Origin of the sequence: Mycobacterium sp. E2989 (assembly GCF_001667595.1) — a bacterium.
Classification (GTDB): domain Bacteria; phylum Actinomycetota; class Actinomycetes; order Mycobacteriales; family Mycobacteriaceae; genus Mycobacterium.
This window is the reverse complement of record NZ_LZJX01000043.1, coordinates 33,278-47,713: the sequence shown is the minus strand read 5'-3', so window position 1 is coordinate 47,713 and position 14,436 is coordinate 33,278. Positions and strand designations below refer to the sequence as shown.

General features: G+C 69.2%; 15 protein-coding genes. 10 read left to right on the top strand and 5 right to left on the bottom strand.

Features of this window, described 5'->3' with window-relative positions; genetic code table 11:
* The first annotated feature begins 30 nt into the window (after positions 1-30).
* Positions 31-954, top strand: a complete 924-nt coding sequence (locus A5680_RS08740) for a class I SAM-dependent methyltransferase (RefSeq protein WP_067818380.1) — start codon at positions 31-33, stop codon at positions 952-954.
* Between the two features lie 8 nt (positions 955-962).
* On the opposite strand, the gene zwf is transcribed toward A5680_RS08740, so the two are convergent.
* Positions 963-2,471, bottom strand: coding sequence for a glucose-6-phosphate dehydrogenase (zwf, locus tag A5680_RS08735; protein ID WP_067818324.1), 1,509 nt, complete (start codon positions 2,469-2,471; stop codon positions 963-965).
* Positions 2,472-2,623: 152 nt separating this feature from the next.
* On the opposite strand from zwf, the gene A5680_RS08730 reads away from it, so the two are divergent.
* Entirely contained in the window at positions 2,624-2,806 is a 183-nt protein-coding gene (locus A5680_RS08730; protein WP_055399222.1) for a hypothetical protein, read from the top strand.
* A gap of 3 nt (positions 2,807-2,809) precedes the next feature.
* Here the strand turns inward: A5680_RS08730 and A5680_RS08725 are convergent, their stop codons facing one another.
* Both A5680_RS08725 and hrpA read right to left on the bottom strand, forming a co-directional pair.
* Entirely contained in the window at positions 2,810-4,288 is a 1,479-nt protein-coding gene (locus A5680_RS08725) for an FAD-dependent monooxygenase (protein ID WP_255380316.1), read from the bottom strand.
* Between the two features lie 121 nt (positions 4,289-4,409).
* Positions 4,410-8,309, bottom strand: coding sequence for an ATP-dependent RNA helicase HrpA (hrpA, locus tag A5680_RS08720; protein ID WP_067818321.1), 3,900 nt, complete (start codon positions 8,307-8,309; stop codon positions 4,410-4,412).
* Positions 8,310-8,362: 53 nt separating this feature from the next.
* Between hrpA and A5680_RS08715 the strand changes: the two genes are divergently transcribed.
* The 3 genes from A5680_RS08715 to A5680_RS08705 all read left to right on the top strand — a co-directional run bounded on the left by A5680_RS08715 (position 8,363) and on the right by A5680_RS08705 (position 10,267).
* Positions 8,363-9,136 carry an enoyl-CoA hydratase/isomerase family protein gene (locus A5680_RS08715; RefSeq protein ID WP_067818318.1) on the top strand — a complete coding sequence of 258 codons (774 nt, stop codon included), beginning with the start codon at positions 8,363-8,365 and terminating at the stop codon, positions 9,134-9,136.
* Between the two features lie 7 nt (positions 9,137-9,143).
* Positions 9,144-9,503 (top strand): DUF3253 domain-containing protein, encoded by a 360-nt coding sequence (locus A5680_RS08710; protein WP_231964960.1) that lies wholly within the window; start codon positions 9,144-9,146, stop codon positions 9,501-9,503.
* A gap of 86 nt (positions 9,504-9,589) precedes the next feature.
* Positions 9,590-10,267, top strand: a complete 678-nt coding sequence (locus tag A5680_RS08705) for a cutinase family protein (RefSeq protein WP_067818315.1) — start codon at positions 9,590-9,592, stop codon at positions 10,265-10,267.
* 4 nt (positions 10,268-10,271) lie between these two features.
* On the opposite strand, the gene A5680_RS08700 is transcribed toward A5680_RS08705, so the two are convergent.
* Positions 10,272-10,934: an IF2 family translation initiation factor gene (locus A5680_RS08700; protein WP_067818312.1), complete on the bottom strand. Its 663-nt coding sequence runs from the start codon at positions 10,932-10,934 to the stop codon at positions 10,272-10,274.
* 26 nt (positions 10,935-10,960) lie between these two features.
* Positions 10,961-11,518: a CsbD family protein gene (locus A5680_RS08695; protein WP_055399212.1), complete on the bottom strand. Its 558-nt coding sequence runs from the start codon at positions 11,516-11,518 to the stop codon at positions 10,961-10,963.
* A gap of 246 nt (positions 11,519-11,764) precedes the next feature.
* Here A5680_RS08695 and A5680_RS08690 point away from each other — a divergent pair, with 246 nt between their 5' ends.
* The 5 genes from A5680_RS08690 (at position 11,765) to A5680_RS08675 (ending at position 14,428) form a co-directional block, all read left to right on the top strand.
* Entirely contained in the window at positions 11,765-12,019 is a 255-nt protein-coding gene (locus tag A5680_RS08690) for a hypothetical protein (RefSeq protein ID WP_055399210.1), read from the top strand.
* Positions 12,020-12,195: 176 nt separating this feature from the next.
* Positions 12,196-12,441, top strand: a complete 246-nt coding sequence (locus A5680_RS25105; RefSeq protein ID WP_082970311.1) for a DUF6480 family protein — start codon at positions 12,196-12,198, stop codon at positions 12,439-12,441.
* A gap of 22 nt (positions 12,442-12,463) precedes the next feature.
* Entirely contained in the window at positions 12,464-12,709 is a 246-nt protein-coding gene (locus tag A5680_RS08685) for a hypothetical protein (protein ID WP_369827633.1), read from the top strand.
* A gap of 103 nt (positions 12,710-12,812) precedes the next feature.
* Positions 12,813-13,028: a ferredoxin gene (locus A5680_RS08680; protein WP_055399202.1), complete on the top strand. Its 216-nt coding sequence runs from the start codon at positions 12,813-12,815 to the stop codon at positions 13,026-13,028.
* Complete coding sequence (locus A5680_RS08675; RefSeq protein ID WP_067818307.1) at positions 13,025-14,428, top strand: NAD(P)/FAD-dependent oxidoreductase; 1,404 nt, start codon at positions 13,025-13,027, stop codon at positions 14,426-14,428. The genes A5680_RS08680 and A5680_RS08675 overlap by 4 nt, the downstream gene beginning before the upstream one ends.
* Positions 14,429-14,436: the final 8 nt, after the last annotated feature.

The following is a 14,436-nucleotide window of genomic DNA, read 5'->3' as shown; positions in this document are numbered from 1 at the left end:
ATCGGCGGCGACACAGGAGGGAGCGAGAAAGTGTCATCACTTGGTTCTGCGCGCACCGAGGGCGACAGCTGGGATTTGGCGTCCAGCGTGGGGGCGACCGCGACCATGGTCGCCGCGTCCCGAGCGCTGGCCTCCCGCGGGCCGGACCCGCTGCTCGATGACCGGTTCGCCGAGCCGTTGGTTCGCGCGGTCGGGCACCCCTTCTTCGTCCGCATGCTGGACGGCCAGATCCCGCTCGACAGCGACGACATGCCCCTGACCCTGCAGCAACGCCGCGAGCAGATCGCCGTGCGCACCAAGTTTTTCGACGACTTCCTCACGTCCGCGACCAGCACCGGGATCCGCCAGGCTGTCATCTTGGCCGCCGGCCTTGACGCCCGGGCCTACCGGTTGGACTGGACCGCGGGCACGGTGGTTTACGAGGTGGATCAGCCCGAGGTCATCGCCTTCAAGGGCGACACACTGGCCCGGATGGGTGCCGAACCGACCGCCGAACGCCGGACCGTGGGCATAGACCTGCGTGAGGATTGGCCAACCGCATTGCGGGACAAGGGCTTTGATACCGCAGCGCCCACCGCGTGGATCGCCGAAGGCCTGTTGCCCTACCTGCCGCCGCAGGCCCAGGACCGGCTGCTGGACAGCATTACCGCGCTCAGCGCGCCGGGCAGCCGGCTGGCCACCGAGAACATCACCGACATGGGCGTGTTCAGCGACGAGCGCGCGCGGGCGATGCGCACGGCGTGGCGCAAGCACGGACTCGACATCGATGTCGCCGAACTGGTGTGGCAGGGGGAACGCCAGATAGCCGGAGAGCACCTGGCCGCCACCGGGTGGGCCGTCACCCGCTACCCCACCGAGGAGCTATACGCCGATTACGGCTTCGTCGTCCCCGACAACGAGATTCTTCGGCAGTTCCGGCACGCCATCACCTACGTCAGCGCCAAACTCGGCTGAGCGCGCCCTCAGCCGTCGTTGGGTTTGGCCTCGCGCCACTCCCGCTCGAACGGCAACCGCCACGCGTTGGGGGCGATCAACTGATGAATGGCGTTGGGTCCCCAGGTGCCCGGCTGATACAGCTTCGCCGGCGGCGGGTCGTCGAGCAGGTCCTGCGAACGCTCCCATAGCGATTCGATGCCCTCCGCGGTGTTGAACAGGGTGTGATCGCCGCGCATCGCATCGAGGATGAGCCGCTCGTACGCCTCCAGCACGTCCACCACGGTGTCGATCTCCTGCGAGGAGAACTGCATGGACAGCTTGTCCAGCTTCATGCCCGGTCCGGGCCGCTTGCCGTAGAAGGACAACGAGACTTTCGAGTTGTCGGCGAGGTCGAAGGTGAGGTGGTCGGGCCCCTGGGTGCCCACCCCCGAGCCGGGCGGAAACATCGTCCGCGGGGCCTCTTTGAAGGCGATCGAGATGATGCGGATGCCCTCGGCCATCTTCTTGCCGGTGCGAAGGTAGATGGGCACGCCCGCCCACCGCCAGTTGTCGATGCCGACCTTGAGAGCGATGAACGTCTCGGTGTCGGAATCCTTCGCCACGCCCTTCTCGTCGCGGTAGCCGATGTACTGTCCGCGCACCACGTTCGAGGGCTTCACCGGCAGCATCGACCGGAACACCTTGTTCTTTTCTTCACTGATCGCGAAGGGCTCGAGCGCCGTCGGTGGCTCCATGACGACGAACGCCATCACCTGGAACAGGTGGGTCACCACCATGTCCTTATAGGCGCCGGTTTCCTCGTAGAAGTTCGCCCGCTCATCCAGGCCCAGCGCTTCGGGGATGTCGATCTGAATGTGGTCGATGAAGTTGCGGTTCCAGATCGGCTCGAACAGGCCGTTGGCGAAGCGGAACGCCAGGATGTTCTGCGCGGCCTCCTTGCCCAGGAAGTGGTCGATGCGGAAAATCTGGGATTCCTCGAAGGTTTCGTGCACGAAGTCGTTGAGCGCCACCGCGCTGGCCAGGTCGGTTCCGAACGGCTTCTCCATCACCACGCGCGAGCGCTCGACGAGCTTGGCGTCCCGCAGCATGGTGATGACTTCGCGCGCGGCCTTCGGCGGCACCGACAGGTAATGCAACCGCCTGACGTTGGGACCCAGGTTGGCTTCGGCTTCGGAAACCGCCTCGGCCAGCGCCTCCGGTCCATCGCCCTGCGGAACGTAGGTGATGATCTTGGCGAAGTTGGCCCACTGCTCGGACGTGAGCTTGTGGCTGCCGAACGAATCGATCGCGTCCTTGGCAATCTCGCGGAAGTCGTCGTCACTCAGGTCTTCCAGCGACGTCGCGACGATCTGGATGTCGGGCGCGAGTTCGGACTGGTCCAGGTACGCCAGCCCGGGGAGCAACTTGCGTTTCGCCAGATCTCCCGTCGCGCCGAACAGGACGATGACATGGGGGTCCAGCGGGTCGGTGTCGTGGCGGCGCCGCCGTTGATCCGGCGCCGGGTAAGAGATGGTCTGCGGTTTCTTGTCTGCCACTCTTGCGATACTTCCACCGACGCGGCGCAATGTCGCGTCCGTCACGTCTAGCTCGGACAACGTGGCCCTTTGCCGCCACCAACCAACGATTTCGGTTATCGCGCGGCTGACGGGGTACTGGGTACCGACGGGGCGGTACCCAACCAGAGTCGATGGAAAGCGATATGACGAATCCCGACAAAGACCTACGCGGGCACTCTCAGGAGCTGGAGGACATCGTCGACCAGCTCGAGGAAAAGGTCGCCGACGACCGGGAGGCCGAAGGGGTGGCCGGCAAGCCCAGCGACCGGGAACGCACCCCCACCCGCGGCACCGGCGACGAACCGCCCGACTAGGAGTTAAGCGCCGAACCACGCGGTGAGGGCGCTGCGAAGGCCGGAGTCGCCGGAATCTTCCACCCAGGCCACATGTCCGTCCGGCCGGATCAACACGGCATCGGGGGCCGCGACCGCACCAACAGCCGGAAGTTCCCAGCCACCGGCACATTTCGCGTCGATCAGCGCGAGCCGCTGTGCCCAGGGCGTGATGTCGAATCGACCCGGTTCGCCGAGGTTGAGCAGCACCGGGCGGGCCTGGTGCAGGAGCACGTAGACGCGCCGCGGGCCGTCGGCGGTCACCAGGTCGAGGTCGGGCATGCGGCGTCCGAGCAGCGGGTGCCCGTCGCCCAGGTCGTAGCGGATGTCCAGACCCGACATCATCGCGGCGAACCGCTTGCGCGGTTCCTCCATGGCCAGCAGGTCGGACACGGTGTCGCGCAGGGCCTTGGTGCGGTCGTCCGGGCGGAGCAGCGCCATCTGCGCGACGGCGTTGCGCAGCACGCGCGCGGCGACCGGGTGGCGCTCGGTGTGATAGGTGTCGAGCAGGCCGTCGGGCGAGAGCCCGTTGACCACCTGACCCAGCTTCCATCCCAGGTTGACCGCGTCCTGAACACCCGTGTTCAGACCCTGTCCGCCCACCGGGTGATGGACATGGGCGGCGTCACCGGCCAGCAGGATGCGCCCATCGCGGTAGGCCGCGGCCTGCCGCGCCGTGTCGGTGAACCTGGAAAGCCAAGCGGGACTGTGAATCCCGTAGTCGGTTCCGTAGACGGCGACAAGCGCCGCACGCAGCTCGCGCAGCGTGGGTTCGCTGCTGCGACCGAGGCTGCGCTCGGTGACCATGACGCGCACAGCCCCGCCGTCCTCGGGGGCGGCCAGGGAATGCACGCCGAGCGCGTCGTGGTGGATTCCCCACCTCGGGGAATCGCCTGCCCCTAAATCCATTTCGACCTCGGCCAGCAGGTAGCTGGTGGTGGGCTCCCATCCGGGGAAATCGATGCCGGCGGCTTTGCGGACCACGCTGCGCCCGCCGTCGCAGCCGACGAGGTATCCCGCACGCAGCGAGCGGCCATCGGACAACGCGACGTCCACGCCTGCGCCGGATTGGGCGACGCCCGTCACCTCATGTCCGCGATAGAACCGCACCCCGAGCTCGCTCACCCAGTCGGCGAGTATGCGCTCGATCTCGTTCTGCCACAACGCCAGACCGTAGGGGTGCCGGGTGGGAAAGTCGCTGATGTCCAGACGGATCTGCGAGAACCCGGCGACCTGGGCGACCTGGCCCCGGGCGAGAAACCGGTCGGCGATGCCGCGCTGATCCAGGACCTCGATGGTGCGCGCGTGCAGACCCCCCGCGCGGGCGCCGACCAGGCCTTGGTCGACGCGCCGTTCGACGACGGCCACGTCGGCGCCCGCCAAGGCCAGTTCACCGGCCAGCATCAGCCCGGTCGGGCCCCCTCCTGCAACCAGCACCGCATGGTCGACGTTCCTGCTTGACAACTCTTCAACCCCCAGACAAGTGCGAAAATCGGCTTCGGCCAGCGATTGTGCGGCATCACCCCGCCCTTGCGGCAAGCCCCCCGGTGCGCTATAGGTTGAGAGTGGGAGGGCAATAATTCGCTTAGCGGTCCCGCAGCGCGTCGATGGCGCGGTAGATCCGCTGTTCGCTCACCGGCCGTGGGGTGCCCAATTGCTGGGCCCACAGGCTCACCCGCAATTCCTCGATCTGCCAGGCGATGTCGCGGATGTCGTTCGCCGCCGGTGGCGGCGTGGCCGCCAGTTCGTCGTAGGCCCGCTGCACCGCGTGGACCCGCTGCATCCGGTCGCGGTCGGCCGCTATCGCGTGCGGAAGCCGGTCAAGGCGCTGCCGGATGGCGGTCAGGTAGCGGGTGAGGTCGGCCAGGCGCGGGCGCCCGGTGACGGTGACGAACCCCGGCGGCAAAAGCCGCTCCAGCTGGGCGCGGATGTCGGCGATCGCGTCGGCCTGCGCGGGCGGCGGCTGTCCCGGTAGCAGCAGGTGCACCTGCTGCGCCGCGGCCAGCACCCGCTCCACGCGGCCCACGATGTCGACGGTCGTCGACACCAACGCCTTGCCGACCCGGTCGCACAACGCCCTGAACTCGTCGCGGGTCCACACGGGTCCGGTCATCAACGCGTCGGTCGCGGCGTCGGCGCAGTCTTCGAGCAGCGCGGTCAGGGAGCCGTCGGGGTTGGCGCCGAGCGCCAGCCGCGAACGTGGGCTCAGTTGTCGCTCAATCGATTTGACCGGTGACGCCACGCTCAGCCGCACCAATCGGCGAATGCCGGGCCCCGACAGGGCGTCCCGCTCTTCCGACGTCGCAAACACCCGAAGGTCGACCGCGCCGCCCGCGTCGACGAGACCGGGAAAGCCGCGCACCGCGCGTCCGTCGACCGTCCGCTCGACGGTGCGCGGCAGCGCGTCCAGCTCGTCGGGCCAGGCACGCAGGCCCGTCCGCTCCAGTTCGGCGGCGACCGCCTGCGCGACGGCCCGGCGAGCCGGGCCGGCCAGCCGTTGCTGGATCGCCGCCAGGTCCTTGCCGCGCGCGACCTCGGTGCCGTCGCCGGATTCGACCGCGAAGGTCACCCGCAGATGCGCCGGCAGCTTCTCCAGGTCGAAGGCGTCGACGGGCACCAATATGCCGCTGCGACGGCGCAATTCGCGCTGCAGCGCCGGCAGCAGCGGCTCACCCGCCGGATCGATCCCACCCAGCACGGCGCGGGCGGCGTCGGGGGCGGGAACGAAGTTGCGGCGCAAGTCCTTTGGCAGTGAGCGGATGAGGGCGGTCACCAGCTCCTCGCGCAGCGCCGGCACCTGCCAGGCGAACTCGTCGCCACCCAGCCGCGCGAGCACGTCGATCGGCACATGCACCGTGACACCGTCGTCGGCGGCGCCCGGCTCGAACCGGTAGGTCAGGGGCAGGGTGACATCGCCGGAGTGCCAGGCCGTCGGCCGCTCGGCGTCGGCTGTGTCGCCGGTGCGCAACAGGTCGTCGCGGGTGAACGTCAGCAGTTGCGGGGTCTTGTGCCGCTGCTTGCGCCACCACGCGTCGAAGTGCCGCGCGGAGACGACATCTCCGGGGATGCGCGCGTCGTAGAACGCGTACACCTCGTCGTCGCCGACGAGCAGGTCGCGGCGGCGGGCCCGCTCCTGAAGTTCCTCGAGCTCTGCCCGCAGCCGCGCGTTGTCGCGGAAGAAGTGATGGCGGGTCTGCCAGTCTCCCTCCACCAGCGCGTGTCGGATGAACAGTTCGCGCGCCACCGCCGGCTCCACCCCGGCGTATCCGACGCGGCGGCGCGCCACCAGTGGCAGCCCGTACAGCGTCACCCGCTCGTAGGCCATCACCTCGCCGGGCTTGGCGTCCCAATGCGGTTCGCTATGGGTGCGCTGCACCAGGTCGCCCGCGACCCGTTCGACAACCTCCGGCTGGATACGCGCGGCGGTGCGCCCGAACAGGCGGCTGGTTTCGACCAGCTCGGCCACGACCACCCACCGCGGCGGCCGCTTGGTCAGCACCGAGCCCGGCGCCAGCACGAAGCGGGAGTTACGGGCGCCCAGATACTCGCGGCCGTCCTCGCGGCGCATGCCCACATGCGACAGCAACCCAGCCAGCAGCGCCGCGTGCACGCGGGCCGGATCGGCCGGTTCGTCGGACTCGATCGCGCCCAGGTCGCGCGCGATGCTGCGCAGCTGCCCGACCAGGTCCTGCCACTCGCGGATGCGCAGATAGTGCAGGAACTCCTCCCGGCACATCCGCCGAAAGCCGTTGCCCGACAGCCTGTTGCGTTGCTCCCGCAGGTAGCGCCAGAGGTTGAGATACGACAGGAAGTCGGAGTTCTCGTCGGCGAATCGGGCGTGCTTCTGACGAGCGGCCTCCTCGCGGTCGGCCGGCCGTTCCCGCGGGTCGTGGATGGTCAGCGCCGCGGCCAGCACCAGGACCTCCCGCACGCAGCCCTGGGTTTCGGCTGCCAGGATCATCCGGCCCAGCCGGGGGTCGACCGGCAGCCGCGCCAGGCGGCGGCCGAGCTCGGTGATCGCCCCGTGGGCATCGAACGCCCCCAGCTCCTGCAGCAACTGCACCCCGTCGCGGATGCTGCGCCGGTCCGGCGGGTCGAGGAATGGGAAGTTCTCTACCTCGCCCAGCCGCAGCGCCGCCATCTGCAACAGCACGGCGGCGAGGTTGGTCCGCAGGATCTCGGGCTCGGTGTAGCGCGGGCGGGCCGCGAAATCCTGCTCGGAGTACAGGCGAATGCACACCCCGGCGGCGACCCGGCCGCAGCGGCCCGCGCGTTGCGCGGCGGACGCCTGCGAGATCGGTTCGATCGGCAACCGCTGCACCTTCAAACGGCGGCTGTAGCGCGAGATGCGGGCGTTGCCGGGGTCGACGACGTAGCGAATGCCGGGCACCGTCAGCGACGTCTCGGCGACGTTCGTCGCCAGCACCACCCGGCGCCCGGTGTGCGGTGCGAACACCTTCTGCTGCTCGGCGGTCGGCAACCGGGCGTACAGCGGAAGCACCTCGGTGTAGCCTGGGCCGGCCGTCAAGAAATTCAAAGCCTCTGCGGTGTCCCGGATTTCGCGTTCCCCGGAGAGGAACACCAGCACGTCCCCGGGCGGCTCGGCCTCGAGTTCTGCGATCGCGTCGACGATCGCCTCGACCTCGTCGCGGGTTTCGGTGCGGACGATCTCGTGGTCGGGGTCGTCGGGGTCGTCCTCGGCACCGCTCACGACGGGAAGTTCCAACGGCCGGTAGCGGATCTGCACCGGGTACGTCCGCCCGGACACCTCGATGATCGGCGCGCCGCCGAAGTGGTCCGAGAATCGTTGCGGCTCGATGGTTGCCGAGGTGATGATCACCTTCAGCTCGGGGCGCCGCGGCAGCAGTTCGCGCAGGTAGCCCAGCAAGAAGTCGATGTTCAGGCTGCGCTCGTGCGCCTCGTCGAGGATCAGCGTGTCGTAGCGCAGCAGGCGGCGGTCGCGCTGAATCTCGGCGAGCAGGATGCCGTCGGTCATCAGCTTGATCAGCGTGCGGTCGCTGACCTGATCGGTGAAACGGACACTGTAGCCGACGGTTTCGCCGAGGGGGCCACCCAATTCGTCGGCGATGCGCTGGGCGACCGTGCGTGCGGCCAGCCGCCGGGGCTGGGTGTGCCCGATGGTTCCGCGGACGCCCCGGCCGGCGTCGAGACAGATCTTGGGCAGTTGGGTGGTTTTCCCCGAACCGGTTTCGCCGGCGACGACGACGACCTGGTTGGCCCGCACGGCGTCGGCGATCTCCTGGCGCCGCTCGCTGACCGGCAGGTCGGGGTAGGCGATGGCCGGCACGGCGGCGTGCCGCGCGGCGACGAGCGCTTCGGCCCTCGCGATCTGCTCCGCGAGCTGGCGCAGTTGGTCGGGTTTCGCGCCGCGGAGGTTTTTCAGGCGCCTGCCGAGGCGGGACGCCTCGCGGATGGTCAGACCGTCAAGGCGGCTGCGCAGATCCGCGACGGACAGTTCGGGCACTTTGGCCAGGATAGGCGTGCCGTCGACGACGTCCGCCGCCCTAGGGTGAACCCATGAGCCTCGTCACCTATGAGCTGGACGACCACGTCGCCACCATCACCCTCAACCGCCCCGAGGCTCGCAACGCCATCAACGGCGCCCTGCGCCACGATCTGAACGCGGCCTGGGATCGTTTCCGCGACGACCTGGACGCTTGGGTCGGGATCCTGACGGCCAACGGCAGCGTCTTCTGCGCCGGCGGTGACCTCAAGGACGGCGAGGGCTCGGTCGGCACCTTCGGCGGCACGTTCTGGGAGAAGCCGACGATCAACTCCTTCGAATCCGGGATGGAGCTGTTCAAGCCGACCATCGCCGCCGTGCACGGGCCCTGCATCGGTTACGGGGTGACCGGGGTACTGTTCTGCGATTTCGTCATCGCCAGCACCGAGGCCACGTTCTGCTTTCCCGAGGTCGCGATCGGGGTGCCGACCATCGTCGGGGCCATCCGGCTTCCGCAGCGGGTGGGCTGGGCGAACGCTATGGAGCTGCTCCTGACCGGCAAGCCGATGAGCGCCGAGCGGGCAAAGGAGGTCGGTCTGGTGTGGCGGCTGGTGGAACCCGATCAGCTGCAGGCCGAGGCCAAGGCGTGGGCCCGCACGCTCACCGAGGCGGCCCCCTTGGCCCAACGGGCCACCAAGGAGGTGGCGTGGCGAACCGCGGACATGGGCTGGATCGAGTCGGTCCGCTTCGGCGAGACCATGCGCAAGGTGGCCGGCGCGACCGAGGACGTCGGCGAGGGGCTACGGGCGTGGGCCGAAAAGCGCAAGCCGCAGTGGCGCGGCCGCTAGTTGCGCGGTGGCCTTGACCGGTCGGGCGGGTGAGCGATTGCGGGCCGAGCTGGCGCGGGTCCTTGACGGCGGCGGGCGCGGGGCCGACCACGCCGCGCGCGCCCTCGGGGACGGGCCGGTCGGGCAGCGGCTGGAATCGGCGATCCGTGCGCTGGCCGGGCATCGCGGCCGGCGCAGCAGCATCTGCCCGTCGGACGCCGCCCGGGCCGTGGGCGGCGACGACTGGCGCGCGTTGATGGCCGACGCCCGGCAGGTCGCCCGGGACCTGGCCAAAGCGGGCGACGTCCAGATCACGCAGCGCGGCGCCGTCGTCGACCCCGACGCTGAGTGGGCCGGACCCATCCGCATCCGAACCACCTCGGATTGACCTGTGCGGCAAGCCGACTCGGCCGTGCCCGCACGGGTACCTGCCCGCCGGGACGGGCGTGGCCGGTGATGTGACAGGATTTCGGCATGAGTTCACGCAGACTTGCTCGCATTATGGGTGTTTCGGTGGCGACGACGTGGGCGGCCTTGAGCAGCCCGCTCTGGGGGCCGTCGGCCCTGCCCACCGCGGGCGCCGATGCCTGCGCCGACGTGTCGGTGGTCTTCGCCCGCGGCACCCACCAGGAGCCCGGGCTGGGCAACATCGGCCAGGCCTTCGTGGACTCGCTCACCTCGCAGCTCGGCGGGAAGTCCGTCGACGTCTATGCGGTCAACTACCCGGCCAACGACGACTACCACAACAGCGCGAACGCCGGGTCGAACGACGCGAGCACTCACATCCAAGACACCGTCGCCAGCTGCCCGAACTCGAGGATCGTGCTCGGCGGATACTCCCAGGGCTCGACGGTGATCGACTTGGCGACCAACGCGATGCCGCCGTCGGTCGCCGATCACGTCGCCGCCGTCGCCCTCTTCGGCGAGCCCAGCAGCGGGTTTTCGTCCATGCTGTGGGGCGGTCAACCGCTACCGACCATCAGCCCGGCCTATGGGTCCAAGGTGATCAGCCTGTGCGCCCCGGACGATCCGATCTGCTCCCCGGGCGGCAACATCATGGCGCACGTCTCCTACATCGACGCGGGAATGACCGCCCAGGCGGCGACGTTCGCTGCCAACAAGGTCAACCAGGCCGCGGCGCCGCGCGCCTGACGCGTCAGTCGTCCTGCCGCTGTTGCTTCTCGGCGGCCGCCAGTTGGGCGACCCGGTCCGCTTCGGAGCGCCTCTCGGCGGCGTCGCCCAGCTTGTCCTCGGCCTCGTCGATTTCCGCGGCCGCGGCCTTGGCGGCGGCCTTCTCGGCCGCCTTGGTCCGGGTCTCCACCTGGCGCTTGGCTGATTCGACCGTGTGCTTTTGCCGGTCAGCCGCCTCGTCGGCGCGCCGCTTCGCCGCGGCGCTCTGCTGGTTGGCCGCCTGCGCCGCTTCGCGTTTGCGTTGCTCGGCGGTGGTGCGCGCCTCTTTGATCTCCTGTTGCGTCGCCGCCTGAGCCTCCTGGCGGTCTTCGATCGCCTGGTCGCGGGCGCCCCGCAGCTTCGCGTCGGCCTGCTCGCGGCGGGCCGCGGCCTTCGCGTCCAGCTGGGCGGCGCGGCCCAGCGCGTCGCTGCGCTGGACGAGCGCGGTCCCCCGCTCGACGAGCTGCGGGTCGTCGAGCGCATTGCCGACGGTGGTGTCCAGCAGGCCAAGCGAGCGCTCGAAGATCAGGCGCGCGGACGCCTCGCTGGGGATCCGGGTGACCACCCGGTCCTCGATGACCTGCAACGGGAAACGGGCCAGTTGGTAGTGAAACCGCAGAACGGCCAACGGGACTTCGGATATCTTCATCAACTTCTCCTGTCTGTGGGCCGCCGTCAGGGCAGGTCGGCGTCGTTGGTCACGTTCTGGGCCTGGCGTCGAAGACGGTCGGCCTCCGACTCCTCGTTCCGGGCGACCTGCACGGAGCTCTGGTGCTCGGCGGCGGCGTCGACGATGTCCTCGGACGCGTCGCGGATTTCGGCCCGCTCCTCGGCCTTCGCCCGCTGCATCTCGTGCTGCGCGTCCAGCTCGGCCCGGGTCTTCTCGGCGGTCGCGCGCTGCCGCGCGGCCTGCTCGGCGGCGCGCTCGGAAGCCGCCGCTTGGGCTTCGATCGATTCCTCGGCCGTGACGGCTTGCGCGTTGGCGGCGACCCGCTGCCGGGCGCCTTCCGCCTTGGCCTGGGCCGCATCGTCTTGCGCGCGTTCGGCCTGGGCCTCGGCGACGGCCTCCATGGCGTTGGCTTCCTTGCGCTCGTGCGCCTGGGTCTGTTCGAGTTGCCCCTCGGCGGTCAGTGATTCGTTGCCGGTGACGGCCCCGAAGACCTCTTTGGCTTTGCCCTTGACCGAATCGATCAGGCCCCGTCGCGCTTCGTCGGCTTTGTTGTGCTCGCTCATCGAAAGTCTCCTTGCGGCGTTAGCCAAGAATTGCGTTCGTTCGTTGGTGTCACGGTCAGTGGTTCCACCGATGCGGCCGATCAAACACGCGTGTGATCTGCGTCACCCGCTTCTGGTGCGCCGCGATGAGGCCGTCGGTTGGTGAATTATCAACAGCTGCAAGGGAAGTCACCGATCGCAACCGAGACGGCATCACGGCCGACGGCGTGTGGGGCGTGCGGAGCCTGACCGGCTACCGTCGACGGTATGTCCAAAGTCTCCGGTAACGACCCGATCGACGACGTCGCCCCGGGCGACATCATCAGCGTGAACCGCGGCTCTGGTGACCGGCCCTACAAGGTGGTGTTCAAAGACGCCACCGACGGCGGCTACCGCATCACGTTCGAAGGTGACGGCGGGGAGACCTTCCAGCTCGACCTGGCCGCGGGCACCACGGTCACGAGGGCGCTCGCGTCGAAGTGGGAATCTGCGCAAAGCCCCACCCCGCAGGCCGAAGCGTAGGCGCCCGTCCCCGCACCGCCCTGCCGATTGGCGACGCGATCGCCGGTGCGCGATTTGCGGCGGTCCGTTTGGGCGCGTGCTGGGCGGGAATGCAGCCGCAACGGACCGAGTGGCGATGCGGCTCGGTGGAAAGCGCCGCTGCCGCCCGGAAGCCCACGAAAGGACCGGTGCCGACGATGACCGCGCAACCCCCCAATCCGGACCCCCTACGAACGCCCGGGCTCGAGCCGGGTGGTGGCACCGCGCCGGGGACCACTCCCCCCGCGGCGGCGCAGACCTCGGGCGTGGTAGGGCATCAACCACCGGCGACCCGGCGATTCACCCCCAGCTCAATGCTCACGGTGATCGCCGTGTGCGTCTTCGCCGTGGTGTTCCTCGCGGTGGCGGTGCTACTCGTCATGAAAATGGTTGGGGCGCACTAACATGGCCGGATTCTCTTCGACCGTGAACGCCGACGATATCCGGCGGTTGTTGGACTGCCCGGACGAGCAGGCCGCGCTGGTCGCGATCGAGGGCCGCATCGACGTCGTTTCGCCGGCGCAGTTGGAAAGCCCGGATTACCGCGGCGCCCTGCAGATCGCCACGCGCCAGGAGGTGCTGCAGCGCACCGGCGGTGCGCAGCTCTCGGAACGCGAACTGGCCGAGCAGGCCGAGGAACTCGACACGGCATTCCGCAATCTGGGCGCCTGACGTACCGCCCCGGGCGCGCGAATCCTCGCGAATCCTGTAGCGGGCGACCGCGGCGAAGTAATCTGCCCGCTAAGGGGATAATCGCCGGGCGGAAGGTCGGAACATGCGGCTGGTCGTGGATCTCAACAAGTGCCAGGGCTATGCGCAATGCGTCCCGCTGGCGCCCGACGTGCTGCAACTCGTCGGCGAAGAAGCGCTGGCCTACGATCCCAATCCTGACGACTCCCAGCGACAGCGGGTGTTGCGCGCCGCGGCTTCCTGCCCCGTCCAGGCGATCATCCTCGAAGTGGACCCACCGACCGACCGGCACGCCCCATGACCACGCGGTCGTTGGTCAGCCAGCTGGTCGACACCTTCAGAGCCCAGGGCCGAATCGTCATCGTCGGCGCGTCCCTGGCCGGTTTGCGCGCGGCGGAAGCGCTGCGCGAGAAGGGGTTTCAGGGACCGCTTACCATCATTGGCGACGAACCCCATGAACCCTACGACCGGCCACCACTGTCCAAGCAGGTTTTGAGGGGCTGGGTGCCCGCCGACCACACGAAACTCCCCCGCCTGCGACCCGTGAACGCGCAATGGCGGCTGGGTGTCGCGGCGGTGGGCCTGGACCGGCCGAACCGCCAGGTGCTGCTCGCCAACGGCGAGAAGGTGGACTACGACCGGCTGCTGATCGCCACGGGCACCAGGGCGCGCCCCTGGTTCAACCCCGAAGAGGCGGCTCTGGCGGGGCTGTTCAGCGTGCGCACGTGCGACGACGCGGCCAAGCTTGCCGCGGCGCTCAAGGCACGGCCCCGCCGGGTGCTCATCGTCGGCTCGGGGTTCGTGGGATCGGAGATCGCCTCGGTGTGCCGCGATCTCGACCTTCCGGTGACCGTCGCCGAGCGGGGCAAGGCGCCGCTGACCGGTGCGCTGGGCGGGGTGATCGGTGACATCGCCGCGCAAATGCAGATCGAGGCCGGGGTCGATCTGCGCACCGGCGTGGCGGTCGATCGGCTCGAAGGCGACGCCGGCGGCAAGGTCCGCGCGGCCCACCTGTCGGACGGCACCGTGCTCGAGGTCGACGTCGTGGTGGCCTCGCTGGGCTCGATCCGCAACGTGGAGTGGCTCGAGGGTGCCCGGCTGGCGAGCGGGTTTTGGGGAGTGGCCTGTGACGCCGGCTGCCGCGCGTTCGACATCAACGGCGTGGTGACCGACAACATCTTCGTCGCCGGCGATGTGGCGCGCGCCCCGCACGTCCTCTACGAATACCAGTTCATGTCGCAAGAACATTGGGACAATGCGGTTTTCGGCGCCGAGGTGGCGGCCAACAACATGATCAGTGTGGAGACGGGACGACGGCCGCACCTGCCGCTCCCCTCGTTCTGGTCAGGACAATTCGGCGTCAACATCAAGAGCGTCGGCGTGTGCTCGTTCGGCGACGAGATCGTCTTCACCCAGGGCTCGGTCGAGCAGCGCCGCTTCGCGGCCGCCTACGGACACCGGGGCCGCATCGTCGGGGCGGTCACGTTCAATCACGGAAAATGGCTGCCGTACTACGCTTCCCTGATCGAGCGGTCCGCACCGTTCCCGCCGCCCCCGCCCGGCTACGACCGGCCCCTCCTCTTCGAGCCGATGCCGGCCCGATTCCCCGACCCGCGCGAACGCACCGACATTCCCGACGTCGTGCTCACCGGACACGACCCGACCTCGCGTGGCGCCGAATTCCGACCCCGGATCCGCTGACGGCAGGA

Coding starts and splice junctions, on each gene's coding strand:
- A5680_RS08730 (WP_055399222.1), top strand. CDS start 2,624: ATGGAAAGCGATATGACGAATCCCGACAAAGACCTACGCGGGCACTCT.
- A5680_RS08715 (WP_067818318.1), top strand. CDS start 8,363: ATGAGCCTCGTCACCTATGAGCTGGACGACCACGTCGCCACCATCACC.
- A5680_RS08705 (WP_067818315.1), top strand. CDS start 9,590: ATGAGTTCACGCAGACTTGCTCGCATTATGGGTGTTTCGGTGGCGACG.
- A5680_RS08700 (WP_067818312.1), bottom strand. CDS start 10,934: ATGAAGATATCCGAAGTCCCGTTGGCCGTTCTGCGGTTTCACTACCAA.
- A5680_RS08695 (WP_055399212.1), bottom strand. CDS start 11,518: ATGAGCGAGCACAACAAAGCCGACGAAGCGCGACGGGGCCTGATCGAT.
- A5680_RS08690 (WP_055399210.1), top strand. CDS start 11,765: ATGTCCAAAGTCTCCGGTAACGACCCGATCGACGACGTCGCCCCGGGC.
- A5680_RS25105 (WP_082970311.1), top strand. CDS start 12,196: ATGACCGCGCAACCCCCCAATCCGGACCCCCTACGAACGCCCGGGCTC.
- A5680_RS08680 (WP_055399202.1), top strand. CDS start 12,813: ATGCGGCTGGTCGTGGATCTCAACAAGTGCCAGGGCTATGCGCAATGC.
- A5680_RS08675 (WP_067818307.1), top strand. CDS start 13,025: ATGACCACGCGGTCGTTGGTCAGCCAGCTGGTCGACACCTTCAGAGCC.